The 14,253-nt window shown below is 65.5% G+C and carries 11 protein-coding genes and 1 pseudogene; 8 read left to right on the plus strand and 4 right to left on the minus strand.

Annotated features, from left to right (window positions below):
* Positions 1–137: 137 nt before the first annotated feature.
* Positions 138–1,423, minus strand: a pseudogene (locus ACE10X_RS05490) (MFS transporter).
* A gap of 147 nt (positions 1,424–1,570) precedes the next feature.
* Between ACE10X_RS05490 and ACE10X_RS05495 the strand changes: the two are divergent.
* From ACE10X_RS05495 to ACE10X_RS05510, 4 genes are all read left to right on the plus strand, one after another.
* Positions 1,571–2,518 carry a TAXI family TRAP transporter solute-binding subunit gene (locus ACE10X_RS05495; protein WP_038386161.1) on the plus strand — a complete coding sequence of 316 codons (948 nt, stop codon included), beginning with the start codon at positions 1,571–1,573 and terminating at the stop codon, positions 2,516–2,518.
* A gap of 178 nt (positions 2,519–2,696) precedes the next feature.
* Entirely contained in the window at positions 2,697–4,805 is a 2,109-nt protein-coding gene (locus ACE10X_RS05500) for a TRAP transporter permease (RefSeq protein WP_375764072.1), read from the plus strand.
* The gene (locus ACE10X_RS05505; protein WP_038386163.1) at positions 4,766–5,179 is read left to right on the plus strand and encodes a DUF1850 domain-containing protein; all 414 of its coding nucleotides are present in this window, start codon (positions 4,766–4,768) and stop codon (positions 5,177–5,179) included. Before ACE10X_RS05500 ends, ACE10X_RS05505 begins: the two co-directional genes overlap by 40 nt.
* A 109-nt stretch (positions 5,180–5,288) precedes the next feature.
* The gene (locus ACE10X_RS05510) at positions 5,289–6,095 is read left to right on the plus strand and encodes an SDR family NAD(P)-dependent oxidoreductase (RefSeq protein ID WP_038386164.1); all 807 of its coding nucleotides are present in this window, start codon (positions 5,289–5,291) and stop codon (positions 6,093–6,095) included.
* Positions 6,096–6,198: 103 nt separating this feature from the next.
* On the opposite strand, the gene ACE10X_RS05515 is transcribed toward ACE10X_RS05510, so the two are convergent.
* Together ACE10X_RS05515 and ACE10X_RS05520 are read right to left on the minus strand one after the other, a co-directional pair.
* Positions 6,199–6,969 (minus strand): hypothetical protein, encoded by a 771-nt coding sequence (locus ACE10X_RS05515; RefSeq protein WP_375764073.1) that lies wholly within the window; start codon positions 6,967–6,969, stop codon positions 6,199–6,201.
* A gap of 53 nt (positions 6,970–7,022) precedes the next feature.
* Complete coding sequence (locus tag ACE10X_RS05520) at positions 7,023–8,567, minus strand: sodium:proton antiporter (protein ID WP_038386166.1); 1,545 nt, start codon at positions 8,565–8,567, stop codon at positions 7,023–7,025.
* Between the two features lie 135 nt (positions 8,568–8,702).
* On the opposite strand from ACE10X_RS05520, the gene ACE10X_RS05525 reads away from it, so the two are divergent.
* From ACE10X_RS05525 to ACE10X_RS05535, 3 genes are all read left to right on the plus strand, one after another.
* Positions 8,703–9,473 (plus strand): tetratricopeptide repeat protein, encoded by a 771-nt coding sequence (locus tag ACE10X_RS05525; protein WP_080583425.1) that lies wholly within the window; start codon positions 8,703–8,705, stop codon positions 9,471–9,473.
* Between the two features lie 207 nt (positions 9,474–9,680).
* Positions 9,681–11,588 carry a propionyl-CoA synthetase gene (locus ACE10X_RS05530; protein WP_375764074.1) on the plus strand — a complete coding sequence of 636 codons (1,908 nt, stop codon included), beginning with the start codon at positions 9,681–9,683 and terminating at the stop codon, positions 11,586–11,588.
* A 368-nt stretch (positions 11,589–11,956) separates the two neighbouring features.
* Positions 11,957–12,229 carry a hypothetical protein gene (locus ACE10X_RS05535; RefSeq protein WP_375764075.1) on the plus strand — a complete coding sequence of 91 codons (273 nt, stop codon included), beginning with the start codon at positions 11,957–11,959 and terminating at the stop codon, positions 12,227–12,229.
* Positions 12,230–12,338: 109 nt separating this feature from the next.
* Here the strand turns inward: ACE10X_RS05535 and ACE10X_RS05540 are convergent, their stop codons facing one another.
* On the minus strand, positions 12,339–13,037 hold the full coding sequence (locus ACE10X_RS05540; protein WP_018269648.1) for a DUF1013 domain-containing protein: 699 nt from the start codon (positions 13,035–13,037) through the stop codon (positions 12,339–12,341).
* 241 nt (positions 13,038–13,278) lie between these two features.
* Here ACE10X_RS05540 and ispH point away from each other — a divergent pair, with 241 nt between their 5' ends.
* Positions 13,279–14,253, plus strand: a complete 975-nt coding sequence (gene ispH, locus ACE10X_RS05545) for a 4-hydroxy-3-methylbut-2-enyl diphosphate reductase (protein ID WP_038386168.1) — start codon at positions 13,279–13,281, stop codon at positions 14,251–14,253.

Genomic DNA, 14,253 nt, shown 5'->3' on the forward strand with positions numbered 1-14,253 from the left:
ATACTGTGCGCGTGTGTCATCGAGAGACGGCGTTAATGACTGTGTTGTCGCGTCGATGCAGCCGCGGAACTGCGTCATTGTCGGACATCGGATCGCATCATGCAGAGTGCTCAGCAGAGCGCCGATGGCGAATCAGATCACTTGTTTAGCGATGCCAACGCAGTTGTGCGTGACGTCGTCGTTGCCGCTCGCAACGTCTCCGGCATCAGCGCGCAGTAGCCGATCAGCCCGGCACAAGCGACGGCTGCCAGGAACAGGAATGCGGCGCGGTAACCGGCATGGACAATAATGAATCCGGCGACAGCCGTGCTCAGCGCGGCGCCGAGGCCGGTCGCGGTGGCGATCGCGCCCTGGCTGATGTTGAAATGCCCGGTGCCGTGCGTGAGATCGGCAACCACGAGCGGGAACAGCGCGCCGAAGATCCCGGCGCCGATGCCGTCGAGCAATTGCACCGACACCAGCCAGTACGGGTTGTCCGACAACGGATAGAGCGCGCCACGGATCGCCAGCACCGCGAGCGCCACAGCGAAGATCGGCTTGCGACCCCAGACGTCAGCCTTGCGTCCGACCGCATCGCGACCGGCACCATCACGATCTGTGCCGCGATGATGCAGACCGACATCAGCGAGGTCCCGAGGTTGCGGTTGACCAATGCGAGCTTCTGTCCGACCAGCGGCAGCATCGCCGCATTGGCGAAATGAAAGATCACGGTCGAGACCGCGAAGATCAGCAGCGGCCTGTAGGTCAGCAGCACGCGAAAGCCGGATGGCCGGTCCTGCGACGCGCCGTGCTCCTCCATGTCGTCGAGCCCGCGTGCGACCTCGTGATCGATGGCGGTGGGTGGGATCGACAGCGTCGCGGCGATGCTGGCGAGCGCCATCGCCGCGAGCAGCCAGAACACGACCACGGGACCGAACCAGTAGGCAGTGCCGCCGGCGATTGCGGCGGCCACCGCGTTGCCGGCGTGATTGAACGCTTCGTTGCGGCCGGTCCGTGCCGCGAACGCCTTGGGCCCGACAATGCCAAGCGTCACCGCGGCGATCGCCGGCGCGAACACCGAGCCGCTAGCGGCCGCCAGTGCCTGGGTCGCGGCGAGCAGTTCGAACCGGTCGAGCAGCGGCAGCAGGAGGCACGCGGCGGTCACGGCAATGGCGGCCGCGATCATCAATCCGCGCTTGGCGGGGCTGCGGTCGATGAGGGCGCCGGCCGGGGTCTGGGCGAGGATCCCGGCGGTGGCCGCGATCGACATCACCGAGCCGATCGAGGCCTCGTCCCACTTCCGTTCGGTCAGGAGGTAGATCGCAAGATAGGGGCCAAGCCCGTCCCGCACGTCGGCGAGGAAGAAGTTCAACGCATCAAGCGCGCGCTCAACGGTCGTCGTCCCGGACGGCTGCAAGTCATACCTCGCGGCGGGATTGCGCATCTCAACCCGCCCGCGGGCGGAGAGTTCCCGCGCAGGTAAAGTGGTGTTGCTATCAGGGATTTCCGCCGCGCATGCGTCATTTGGATGGGTTGACCCGGCGGGGGCGTCCGGCCAATTTCCGGCCGGCCTAAGGGGAGAATAATACTCATGAATTCCAAGTTGATGGCTGCTGCGATCGTGGCAGCCAGCGTTTTGTCCGCGCCTGTCGCACAGGCCGAGCAGTTCATTAACGTGCTCACCGGCGGCACCTCCGGCGTCTACTATCCGCTCGGCGTCGCGATGGGGAAGATCTACGGCGACAAGATCCCCGGCGTGAAAACCCAGGTGCAGGCGACCAAGGCTTCGGTCGAGAACCTGGTGCTGCTGCAGCAGGGCCGCGGCGAGATCGCCTTCACGCTCGGCGATTCGCTGAAGGCGGCCTGGGAAGGCGACACCGAGGCCGGCTTCAAGAACAAGCTCGACAAGCTGCGCACCATCGGCGCGATCTACCCGAACTACATTCAGATCGTGGCAACCGCCGAGAGCGGCATCAAGACGCTGGCCGATCTCAAGGGCAAGAGCCTGTCGGTCGGCGCGCCGAAGTCCGGCACCGAGCTCAACTCTCGCGCGATCCTCGCGGCCGCCGGCATGAGCTACAAGGATCTCGGCAAGGTCGAGTACCTGCCGTTCGCCGAATCGGTGGATCTGATGAAGAACCGCCAGCTCAACGCCACGCTGCAGTCCGCGGGCCTCGGCGTCGCCTCGCTGAAGGACCTCTCGACCTCGAGCGAGATCACCGTCGTCGCCGTGCCGAAGGAGACCGTCGACAAGATCGGCCCGCCCTTCGTCTCCGTGATCATCCCGGCCAACACCTATACCGGCCAGGACAAGGACGTGCCGACCGCCGCGGTCGTGAACTACCTCGTGACCTCGAGCGCGGTGTCGGATGAGCTGGCCTATCAGATGACCAAGCTGGTCTACGAATCGCTGCCGGAACTTGCCAACGCCCACGCTGCGGGCAAGGAGATCAAGCTCGAGGCCGCCGCGACCGGCAGCCCGGTGCCGCTGCATCCCGGCGCGATCCGCTATTACAAGGAGAAGGGCCTGATCAAGTAGGGCCAGTTACGCTTCGAGGATGTCATGGCCGGGCGCCCGTCCCCGACTTGAACGGGGATGACCCGGCCATCCATCTTTCTAGAGATGGTGATTTTTCGATGGATGCGCGGGTCGAGCCCGCGCATGACGTGCGATGGGGCGCTATAAGCGCCATGGGCACGGCGGGGGACTTAATTCGATGCAGCAGCAGGTTGAGGGCGAGCAGCCCATCAAGGTTGAATTCGACAATTTCGAGCATGGCTTTCCGGAAGGCTTCGGCCCGGGCGCCTGGGGGCATCTGGCCTATGCCATCGGTCTCGCCTTTGCGGTGTTCCAGCTCTATGTCGCGGCCTTCAACTACCTGCCGAGCCAGGTGGTGCGCGGCGTTCATGTCGGCTTCCTGATCCTCCTGACCTTCGGCCTGATCGGCAATTTCACCGCCAAGACCGATTTCGGCCGCGCTGTGAGCTGGATCGTCGGCGTGGCCGGCTTCCTCTGCGGGCTCTATCAGTGGATCTTCTATGCCGACCTGATCGCCCGCGACGGCGATCCGACCAACATGGACCTCGCGGTCGGCACGCTGCTTGCGGTCCTGATCTTCGAAGGCACGCGGCGGCTGATGGGGGCGGCGCTGCCGCTGATGTGCGGCGCCTGTCTGCTCTACTGGTTCTTCGGGCAATATCTGCCGTCGCCGTTCAATCACCGCGGCTATGACTTCGACCAGATCGTCACCCATCTCTCGTTCGGCACCGAAGGCTTCTACGGCGTGCCGATCTACGTCTCGGCGACCTACATCTTCCTGTTCATCCTGTTCGGCTCGTTCCTGGAACGTGCCGGCATGATCCAGCTGTTCACCGACGTCTCGCTTGGCCTGTTCGGCCGCACCCGCGGCGGCCCCGCCAAGGTCGCGGTGTTCGCTTCGGGCATGATGGGCACGATCTCGGGTTCGGGCGTCGCCAACGTCGTTACCGTCGGCCAGTTCACGATCCCCTTGATGATCAAGTTCGGCTATCGCCGCGCCTTCGCCGCGGGCGTCGAGGCCACCGCTTCGATGGGCGGCCAGATCATGCCGCCCGTGATGGGCGCGGTCGCCTTCATCATGGCCGAGACACTCGGTGTGCCCTATTCGGAGATCGTCAAGGCCGCGGTGATCCCGGCGGTCCTCTACTTCGCCTCGGCGTTCTGGATGGTGCATCTGGAAGCCGGCAAGCACGGCCTCGTCGGCATGAAGCGCGCGGAGATCCCAAGCGCCTGGAAGGCGCTGGTGGCGCGCTGGTATCTCGTGCTGCCGCTCGCGGCGCTGGTCTACATGCTGTTCGAGGGCTTCACGCCGCTCTATGCCGGCAGCATGGGACTTGCGCTCACGGTCGCGTTGATCCTCGGCGCCAGCATCACGCTCGGCTTCTCCAACACCGTCTTGCGCTACATCTTCTGGATCGGCCTCGCGCTGGTGGTCGCCGCGGTCTCGCGCCACGGCATCGAGATCGTTCCGGTCGCCGGCGTCGTCGCCGGGCTGATCGTGATCGCGGCGATCACCCGCGGCGGCCGCGCCACGCTGAAAGCCTGCCGTGACTCGCTCGCCGACAGCGCCAAGTCGGCGCTGACCGTCGGCATGGCCTGCGCCATCGTCGGCACCATCATCGGCATGATGACGCAGACCGGCGTCGGCACCATCTTCGGCAGCTGGATCATCGGGCTCGGCGCCAAGAGCCTGTTCCTGGCGCTGATTATGACCATGCTGCTGTCGATCCTGCTCGGCACGGGCATCCCGACGATCCCGACCTACATCATCACCGCGGCGCTGGCCGCGCCGGCGCTCGCCAAGCTCGGCGTGCCGCTGATCGCAAGCCACATGTTTGCGTTCTACTACGGCATCATGGCCGACCTCTCGCCGCCGGTCGCGCTCGCCGCCCTGGCGGCGGCGCCGATCGCCAAGGAGAATCCGGACAAGATCGGCTGGGAGGCGATGCGGATCGCGCTGGCCGGCTACGTCATTCCCTTCATCTTCGTCTATTCGCCGGCGCTGATGCTGCAGACCGGGGATCCGATGCAGGCGCAGCTCGGCTTCTACGGCGCGGTAGCGCTGGCGACCTTCAAGGCGCTGGTGGCGATCGGATTGTTCGGCATCGTCGCGATCGGATTCCTGTTCACGCGGCTGACCTTCATCGAGATCCTGGTCGCGTTCGGCGCCGCGCTCTGCCTGCTCGGCGATTTCCCGTTCTCGGATACGGCGGGCTTCACGCTCGCCGCTGCTGTCGTGCTGTGGCAATGGCGGCAGCGTCCGCGCAATGCGGTGGCGGCGGCTTGAGCCTCTGCCTCGCTTCCGCGGGTGTCGTGAAGGCGCTGTCGATTGCGGCGTTCACGCTCGCCTGGACGCATTCGATCGAGAAGAGCGCCTGGCAGGAGGACTGGCTGGTCACGCCGGCCGGGCTCACGCTGCAGCAGGCGCGGGTCAAGGGCACGGGCGCCGGCATGGAGCCGCCGCCGGAGGCGCGCCTCATTGGTGGCTGGTTTCAATGGTCGCCCCCGCCGGTGCCAAGGCCGGAGGTCGTGCTCGGCAATTCCAGCGCCGCGGGTGAATGGCACCTGTGCCAGGAGGGACACTGCCAGACGCTATCGGAGATTTTCGGCCATCCGATCGGTGCTAATGTCACGACGATGAGTGTTTGCAAAAATCCGTAGGGATCCGTAGCCCGCATGAGCGAAGCGATATGCGGGGATAGTGCCCCGGATATCGCTTCGCTCATCCGGGCTACGGTCCGGCAGCAAGAACAACAAGGGAGAAAGACCGATGGATCGGCTCAAGGGCAAGGTTGCGATGGTGGTCGGCGCGGGTTCGATCGGGCCCGGCTGGGGCAATGGCAAGGCGACCGCCGTCACCTTTGCGCGCGAGGGCGCCAGCGTGTTCTGCGTCGATCGCAACGGCGCCGCGGCGGAGGAGACCGTCGGCATCATCACCGGTGAGGGCGGCAAGGCGGTCGCATTCACCGCCGATGTCTCGCGCGCCGGCGAGGTGGAGGCGATGGTCGCGGCCTGCCTCAAGACCTATGGCCGCATCGACGTGCTCGACAACAATGTCGGCATCGCCGAGGTCGGCAGCGTGGTGGAAGTTGGGGAAGCGGAGTGGGATCGCGTCTTCGCGGTCAACCTCAAGAGCGCCTATCTGTCGATGAAGCACGTCATTCCCGTCATGATCAAGCAGGGTGGCGGCTCGATCATCAACATCTCCTCGATCGCCTCGATTCGCCATGTCGGCATTTCCTATGTCAGCTACAACGCGAGCAAGGCCGCGATGAACCAGATGACGCGCTCGACCGCGGTCGAGTTCGCCTCCAAGCATGTCCGCGTCAACGCGATCCTGCCCGGGCTGATGAAGACGCCGATGGTCGCGCATTCGGCCGGGCTGGCGCAGAGCTACGCCAAGGGCGATGTCGAAGCGATGTGGCGTGCCCGCGACGCGCAGGTGCCGATGGGGCATATGGGCGACGCCTGGGACGTCGCCAACGCCGCGCTGTTCCTGGCGTCGGATGAATCGAAGTATGTCACCGGCATCGAGCTCGTGGTCGACGGCGGCATCACCTCCAAGTCGGGGGCGTGAAGGGTGATCATGATGCGTTCGGATGGGACCGCATCATGATCTCACATTCTTGATCGAGCATGATCTCTTCGGAAAACCGGTTCCCACTTTTCCGGATCATGCTCTATTGCGCCAGCGCCAGGATGCCGCCGGCAACGGAATGCCACGCCGCCGAGGTGCTGATCGGCCAGTTCAACAGCTTCACCGCGACCAGTGCCAGCCCGCCATAGACGTAGACCGGGTGGGGACGGCCGCGGGTGCGCCAGTCGAACACGATCGCGACGACCAGCAGCAGATAGGCGACGAACGCCGGTGCGATCGTGACCGGGACCGGCGGTGGGCCGGGCGGTCCCGGCGGCGCGAGGAAGGTCAGGAACCAGCGCGCGACCGCCGCATCGAGGATCGAGATCGACGCCAGCAGCATCAGCCGCTTGTGCGTCTCGCGGTCGCGCAGGTAGATGATCGCGAGCGCGAACATGACGGCGAAGAACAGGATGCCGCTGATCGGAACGATGGCAAACGTAAGGCCCTCATTGGCCTGTCCGATCGCAGCCGAACGCTTCATGACGCTGATCGAGGCCACGATGCCCATCATGGTCATCGCGGTCGCCAGCGAGATGCCGATCAATCCGACGCTGCGATGCCGTGCAATCCGTCCCGAGGCGGCGAGCCAGCTCTGGAACACGAAATAGAGCGTCCAGGCGAAGAACAGCAGCCCATGCAGGTGCACCACGGGCGGCGACGACAGCGAGCCTCTCGCCATCGGCATCCAGTAGGTCGGTGCAAAGCCGAGAAAGGCAACCGCCATGCAGGACAGCGCCATATAGAAATAGAAGAACTTCGCCTCGACTTTCGCCGCGGCGCGCGGGGAATTGCGATCAATGAGGATTGTCATGATGTTAGGTCTGACAAACCCTGTGATGGTTCAAAGGATATTGCGGCCCGGCGCTACGCCTCCACGCTGAGCTCGGCGCGGTCGAGCTCTTCCTCGACCAGATGGAATGCATCGTCGCCGATCGCCTCGGTGCGGCGCAGATTGAGCAATGCCTGACGCGCCGCGGCGATGGCGCGGCGGCGCAGCGGATCCGACGGCAGCTCGCGCGAGGTCAGGCCGCCATCGGGATCATTCTCGGCGCGCAGCAGCACGGCGCGATATTCGAGCCGGAGGATCTCGGCCTCTTCCGACGGGTCGGCGTCGATCTCGTCGAGCGCGGCGCGAAACACCACGCCGCGGGCATGGGCCGCCTCGCGTCCGACCGGATCGTCGTCGGCGAAATTCAACGCCAGGATCAACGGCCGCAGCGTCAGCCCCTGGATCACGAGCGAACCGAGTACCACGGCAAACGCCGTCAGCAGGATCAGATCGCGATACGGAAACCATTCCGGCAACGCAAACGCCGCCGCCAGCGTGACGATGCCGCGCATTCCGCACCACGACACGATGAAGCCGCGCTTCAAGGTCGGCACGGCGTCCACCACATGGGCGGGCAGCAGGTTGCGCGCCTTCAGTGTGCGCAGCAGCGCGCCGTAAGGCATCACCCAGAGGATGCGGGCGAGGATCACGACGGCGAGGATCGCGGCGGCAAAGCTGCAATATTTCCACCGCACCTCGTCGTCGAGCCCGGACCAGATCGGGCGCAACTGCAGGCCGATCAGCATGAAGGCGAGCACGTTGAGCACGAACACCACGGTTTCCCACACCGCGTAGGACGACACGCGCAGCCGCGCCGATGTGCGGGCCGGCGCGGTGCGCGAGATGGTGATCGCATAGGCGATGATGGTGAGGATGCCGGACAGCCCGAGATGCTCGGCAATGATCCACACCATGAAGGTGCCACCGAACTGCGTGATGATCGCGCTCGGCGCCTCGGTGATGCGGCGCGTGATCATCATCCAGACTTGTGCGAACAGGAAGCCGGCGGCGAGGCTGCCGACCAGCGCAATCGTGATGGACGGCATGAACTCGCGGATCTTCATGTGCTCGGCGGCGACGAGGCCGACCGCAACGCGATAGATCAGCAGCGCGCTGGCATCATTGAGCAGGCTTTCGCCTTCGAGGATCTTCTGGATGCGGTAGGGCAGGTTGACCTGGCGCAGGATCGCGGTCGCCGCGGCCGCATCCGGCGGCGCCACGATGGCGCCGAGCGCGATCGCAACCGCCCACGGCATGTCCGGGCGCAGCCAATGCGCGACCACCGCGACCGCCGCCGTCGTGACGCCGACCGCGACCACCACCAGCGTCGAAACCGGCAGCCAGTTGTTGCGGAGATCGCGCAGCGAGGTGTCGAACGCGGCATCGAGCAGCACCGGCGCGACGAACAGCGCCAGCGCCAGTTTGGGTTCCAGCGCCCAGGTCGGGGCCCACGGCAACAGCGTCAGCAGCACGCCGCCGAGCGCCAGGAAGGTCGGGTAGGGTACCTTGATCCGCCGCGCCAGCGCCGACAGCGCCACCGCTGCGAGCAACAGGCCGATGATCCATTCGAATGTGAGCAAGCCGAACCCCCGATGCAGCTGATCGTCGCAATTGACGTATAATCCAGCGTGTGGTTTTGCGGCAAATGGCGCGCTGCCGGGCATCAGGGGCCTGTGGTTCGGGCGCAAGAGAGGGATGTCTTGTCGGCGACCGGGATGCGACACAAACGCGCAAATCTGGCCGTGATGCTGGTCTGCGTTGGCCTGTCGGGCGGGCTGATGTCGGGCGTTGCGCGCGCCACCGGCAGCGAGCCGGGCGAGGATGTGCAGGCCAATGCCGGCCCCTGCATCGCGGCGGCAGCGGCGGCCGATGATGACAAGATCATCGACGTCTGCGGCGCGCTGATCGACAATGAGAAGGCGGCGCGGCCCGATCGCGTCAAGGCGCTGATGGCGCGGGCGGGCGCCTATGACCGCAAGCAGATGATCGATCGCGCGATCGCGGACTACGACACCGCGCTCAAGCTCGATCCATCGCTTGCCGATGCGCATAATGCGCGCGGCGAGCTGTGGCGCCGCAAGGGCGACCGGCCGAAGGCGATCATGGATTTCGGCGCCGCCGTCAAGCTCGACCCCAATCACGCCGCGGCCAAGGCCAACTACAAATCGCTGTCGCTGGAGCTGGAGCGGATCGGCGCCATGATGGCGGTTGCCGGCAAGCCGAGCTTCGATTGCCGCAAGGCGCGCCGACCGGTGGAGAAGGCGATCTGCGCCAATCCCACGCTTGCCGATCTCGATCGCGAGATCGTCGCATCGACGTTCCGCACGGTGCGCGAGGCGCAGAATCCGCACCAGGCGCGCGACCTGCAGCGCGCGCAGGATCAGTTCGTCGCCCGCCGCAATTCCGAGTTCGGCAAGCCGGGCTACGACCTGGAAAAGGCGATGCGCGAGCGTCTGCAGCGGATCAACGGCGTCGACGGCTACTAGTGCTCCGTTTCGATTGAAGCGGAACGGGGCTCTAGATTCTTGAGATTCTTGTCTTGACGCGGCTTCTTCACGCGAACCGGTACCCACTTCTCTCGAAACGCTTTGCTCCGACCGGGCCGAAGGTCGCGGTCATTTCGGCTTGAAACGGCGCCACTTCCCGTGACAATGGTCGGCAAATGACGCGCGACCGCGCGAGGGAGAAACGCGATGAATATCCAGCAGAGCCGGTATCATGAGGTGTATGCCCGCTCGCTTCGGGACCCCGAGGGCTTTTGGGCGGAAGCGGCGCGCGAGATCGACTGGATCGAGCCGGCCAAGAAGATCTTCGATCCCTCCGTGGGCGCCTATGGGCGCTGGTTCGCCGGCGCCGTGGTCAACACCTGCTACAACGCGCTGGATCGCCATGTCGCAGGCGGCCGCGCCAGTCAGGTCGCGCTGATCCACGATTCGCCGCTCACCAACACGATCACCAAATTCACCTATTCCGAATTGTTGGCGGAGGTGCAGACGCTGGCCGCGGTGATGCAGGATTTCGGCGTCACCAAGGGCGATCGCGTCATCCTCTATATGCCGATGGTGCCGGAGGCCGTCGTCGCGATGCTCGCCTGCGCGCGGATCGGCGCGGTGCATAGCGTGGTGTTCGGCGGCTTCGCGGCCAAGGAGCTTGCGACCCGCATCGACGACGCCAAGCCGAAGCTGATCTTCTCGGCGAGCTGCGGCATCGAGCCCGGGCGCATCGTGCAATACAAGCCGCTGCTCGACGAGGCGATTCGCCTCGCCGGCAGCAAGCCCGAGACCTGCATCATCCTGCAGCGGCCGCAGCAGGCTTGCGAGCTCACCGCGGGCCGCGATCATGATTGGGCGACGCTGCGCCAGGTCGCGTTCGACGCCGGCAAGGCCGCGCCGTGCGTGCCCGTAGCCGCCACCGATCCGCTCTACATCCTCTACACATCGGGCACGACCGGAATCCCGAAGGGCGTGGTGCGCGACAATGGCGGTCATCTCGTCGCGCTGAAATGGTCGATGCACAATCTCTACGGCGTGAAGCCCGGCGAGATCTGGTGGTGCGGCTCGGACATCGGCTGGGTGGTCGGCCATTCCTACATCGTCTACGGCCCGCTGATCCACGGCGCGACCACCATCATGTATGAGGGCAAGCCGGTCGGCACGCCGGATGCCGGCGCTTTCTGGCGCGTGATCAGCGAGCACAAGGCGGTCGCCTTCTTCACCGCGCCGACCGCGTTCCGCGCGATCAAGAAGGAAGACCCCGAGGGCAAGTTCATCCGGAATTACGACCTCTCGAGCTTCCGCACCCTGTTCCTCGCCGGCGAGCGCGCCGATCCGCCGACGGTGGAGTGGGCGGAGCAGCAGCTGAAGGTGCCGGTCATCGACCACTGGTGGCAGACCGAGACCGGCTGGTGCATCGCCGGCAATCCGGTCGGGCTCGGCCAGCTGCCGGTCAAGCACGGTTCGCCGACGGTGCCGATGCCGGGCTATCAGGTCGACATCGTCGACGAGGCGGCAAAGCCGGTGGCGGCCGGCACGATGGGCTCGATCGTGATCAAGCTGCCGATGCCGCCCGGCTGCCTGCCGACGCTGTGGCAGCAGGACGATCGCTTCAGGGACGCCTATCTCTCGGAATTCCCCGGCTACTACAAGACCTCGGATGCCGGCTACAAGGATGCGGACGGCTATGTCTGGGTGATGGGTCGCACCGACGACATCATCAACGTCGCCGGCCACCGGCTCTCCACCGGCGGCATGGAGGAGATCCTCGCCTCGCATCCCGACGTCGCCGAATGCGCCGTGCTCGGCGTCAAGGATGCGATCAAGGGCGAGGTGCCGTGCGGCTTCCTGGTGCTGAAGGCCGGCGTGACCAAGGCGCCCGCCGAGGTCGAGAAGGACATCGTGGCGCTGGTGCGCGACAAACTCGGCCCGGTCGCCGCGTTCAAACTCGCGATCACGGTGGCGCGGCTGCCGAAGACCCGCTCAGGCAAGATCCTGCGTGGCACCATCAAGAAGATCGCCGACGGCGAGCCCTGGACCATGCCGGCGACGATCGAGGACCCGAAGGTACTCGACGAAATCGGCGAGGCGCTGAAGGGGAAGGCGTAGTAGCTCGTCGTCGTGTTGCTGGCTCGCTGTTGAGACAGCATGTCGTGTGGCACCCCTCTCCCTAACCCTCCCCCGCAAGGGGGGAGGGAACCCTTCCGCTGGTGGCTCCATCACGTAAGACGAGCTGGCTGGCAAGCAGTTTGCGCTGCGTTACGTGAGGTGAGCACGCTCGTCAGGCTCCCTCCCCCCTTGCGGGGGAGGGCTGGGGAGAGGGGTGGCCCCGGGGCGCGATGGACGATGAGGGCACCATAGCGCAATCCGGCCGCGCACCCGCGAAACCCATCGGAAGCAAAACGGCCTTGATTTTGATGGATTGCCGGGTCATCCCGGCCTTCCCTGTCATATGCCACGAGATACGGACCCCACGGATGCGATCCATTTCCGCACGCGCGCCACTCGCCTTGCTGCTCGCCCTGCCGCTGCTTGCAGGCTGTCTCGAGCGCGGCCGATCGCCGATCGCGGAGAGCATGGGCGACGACGACCAGTACTGCCAGGCGGGCGGCAAGGTGGCGGTCGGCTCGCCTGATTATGTCGCCTGCCGCAAGAACCGCGACGTGCAGCGCCAGAACGCCGAGGCCCGCACCGATCGGCGGCAGCGCTATCTCGGCGAATACATGATGAACAATCCCGACAGGCATTGAGCTGCGCCGACGGTCGCCGTCACGTCCGTTGCGTGCGCTACCAAGCAAAAACGCGGCAGGTTGCCCTGCCGCGTTTCGTGTTCTGCGCTTCGAGTTGCGCGATCCGCGCTTACTCCTCCTCGTCGTCGGGCTTCTTGCCGCCGATCGTCTTCAGCTTGGCGAACACCGCGTCGACGTTGAGATCGTCGTGGCGCTCGATCGGCTGGTCGTCCAGTTCGTCCTTGCGCGTGGTCTCGGAGGCCGGCAGCAGCGTGGCACCGCCGTAGACGGTGGTGGTCGGCTTCTCCTTGGCGGCGCGCTGCACCTCGAAATCGAGCTCGATCTGCGAGCACAGGCCGAGTGTCACCGGGTCCATCGGGGTCAGGGTCGAGGCGTTCCAGTGGGTGCGGTCGCGCACGCTGGCGATCGTGGTCTTGGTGGTGCCGACCAGACGCATGATCTGGGCGTCCTTCAACTCGGGGTGGTTGCGCACCAGCCAGAGGATCGCGCTCGGCCGCTCATGGCGGCGCGACACCGGGGTGTAGCGCGGGCCCTTCTTCTTGGCGGCGGAGGGCAGCACCACCTTGCTCTCCTGGAGCTTGAGGCGGTAGTTCTGGTCGCGCTCGCCGCGCTCGATCTCCTCGCGGGTCAGCTGGCCGTTGGAAATCGGGTCCATGCCCTTGATGCCCTGGGCGGCGTCGCCGTCGGCGATGGCGCGGACCTCGAGGGGGTGCATTTTGGTAAAATCGGCCACCTGATCGAAGGTCAGGGCGGTATTGTCGACCAACCACACGGCAGTCGCCTTCGGCATCAGCGGTGCGTTGCTCATGGCAAATCTCCTTTGTGCTTCGCCCACCTCTGTCGAGGCGAAGCTGGTAGTCATCGGCGATGACGGGAATTATAGGGCCTATATAAGCCCTCCGGGGGGAATGGCGCAATGGGCCAGCAAAATCGCCTTGACAGCGCCCGAAAGCAGTCCCAAGTCCTTACCGTAACTGGCCGTTCCCCGCCCGCCGGCGAGGGGTGATTCGGTCCCGAGATTGCTCCGAGACAGCCCCAAGACAGCCCCCATGTCAGCGAAAAAACCCGACCTTAGAATCGTGCTTTGTTCCCCCCGCGGCTTCTGTGCCGGGGTGGTCCGCGCCATCGACACGGTCGAACGTGCCCTCACCATTTATGGCGCGCCGGTCTATGTCCGGCACGAAATCGTCCATAACAAGTATGTGGTCGACAGCCTGAAGACCAAAGGCGCCATTTTCGTCGAGGAATTGGCCGAAATCCCCGACGATACCGACGCGCCGGTGGTGTTTTCCGCCCACGGCGTTCCGAAATCGGTTCCCGCCGAGGCCAAATCCCGCAATTTCTTCTCGCTGGACGCGACCTGCCCGCTGGTGACCAAGGTCCACCGCGAGGCAGCGATCCATTTCAAGCGCGGCCGCGAGATTCTGCTGATCGGACATTCCCATCACCCCGAGGTGGTCGGCACCTTGGGCCAGCTGCCGGCCGGCGCCGTGACGCTGATCGAGACCGCCGAGGATGCCAAGACCTTCGTCCCGAAGGACCCCGACAACCTCGCCTTCGTGACCCAGACCACGCTGTCGATCGACGACACCGCGGAGATCGTGGCGCTGCTCAAGCAGCGCTTCCCGAACGTCAATGGTCCGCACAAGGAAGACATCTGCTACGCGACCACCAACCGCCAGCTCGCGGTGAAGAAGGTGGCGCCGGTGGTCGACGCCCTGATCGTGGTCGGCGCGCCGAACTCGTCGAACTCGCAGCGCCTGCGCGAGGTCGCCGAGCGCGAGGGCTGCCCGATCGCCGTGCTCGCCCAGCGCGCCAGCGACATCGACTGGAGCAGGTTCGAAGGCATCAGGAGCCTCGGCATCACCGCGGGCGCATCGGCGCCGGAGGTGATCGTCGAGGAGATCATGGGCGCCTTCGCCGAGCGCTACGAACTGCACGTGGAGACGGTCTCGGCCGCGGAAGAGAACGAGTTCTTCCCGCTGCCGCGTTCGCTGCGGCCCGACGCTGCCGCGGCGGAATAG

The sequence above is a fragment of the Bradyrhizobium sp. Pha-3 genome, assembly GCF_042258325.1.
GTDB classification, from domain to species: Bacteria; Pseudomonadota; Alphaproteobacteria; order Rhizobiales; family Xanthobacteraceae; genus Bradyrhizobium; species Bradyrhizobium elkanii.

What these genes read in the sequence shown, in the direction of transcription:
- ACE10X_RS05495 (WP_038386161.1), top strand. Translation starts at nt 1,571, where the DNA reads ATGAATTCCAAGTTGATGGCTGCTGCGATCGTGGCAGCCAGCGTTTTG.
- ACE10X_RS05500 (WP_375764072.1), top strand. Translation starts at nt 2,697, where the DNA reads ATGCAGCAGCAGGTTGAGGGCGAGCAGCCCATCAAGGTTGAATTCGAC.
- ACE10X_RS05505 (WP_038386163.1), top strand. Translation starts at nt 4,766, where the DNA reads ATGGCGGCAGCGTCCGCGCAATGCGGTGGCGGCGGCTTGAGCCTCTGC.
- ACE10X_RS05510 (WP_038386164.1), top strand. Translation starts at nt 5,289, where the DNA reads ATGGATCGGCTCAAGGGCAAGGTTGCGATGGTGGTCGGCGCGGGTTCG.
- ACE10X_RS05515 (WP_375764073.1), bottom strand. Translation starts at nt 6,969, where the DNA reads ATGACAATCCTCATTGATCGCAATTCCCCGCGCGCCGCGGCGAAAGTC.
- ACE10X_RS05525 (WP_080583425.1), top strand. Translation starts at nt 8,703, where the DNA reads ATGCGACACAAACGCGCAAATCTGGCCGTGATGCTGGTCTGCGTTGGC.
- ACE10X_RS05530 (WP_375764074.1), top strand. Translation starts at nt 9,681, where the DNA reads ATGAATATCCAGCAGAGCCGGTATCATGAGGTGTATGCCCGCTCGCTT.
- ACE10X_RS05535 (WP_375764075.1), top strand. Translation starts at nt 11,957, where the DNA reads ATGCGATCCATTTCCGCACGCGCGCCACTCGCCTTGCTGCTCGCCCTG.
- ACE10X_RS05540 (WP_018269648.1), bottom strand. Translation starts at nt 13,037, where the DNA reads ATGAGCAACGCACCGCTGATGCCGAAGGCGACTGCCGTGTGGTTGGTC.
- ispH (WP_038386168.1), top strand. Translation starts at nt 13,279, where the DNA reads ATGTCAGCGAAAAAACCCGACCTTAGAATCGTGCTTTGTTCCCCCCGC.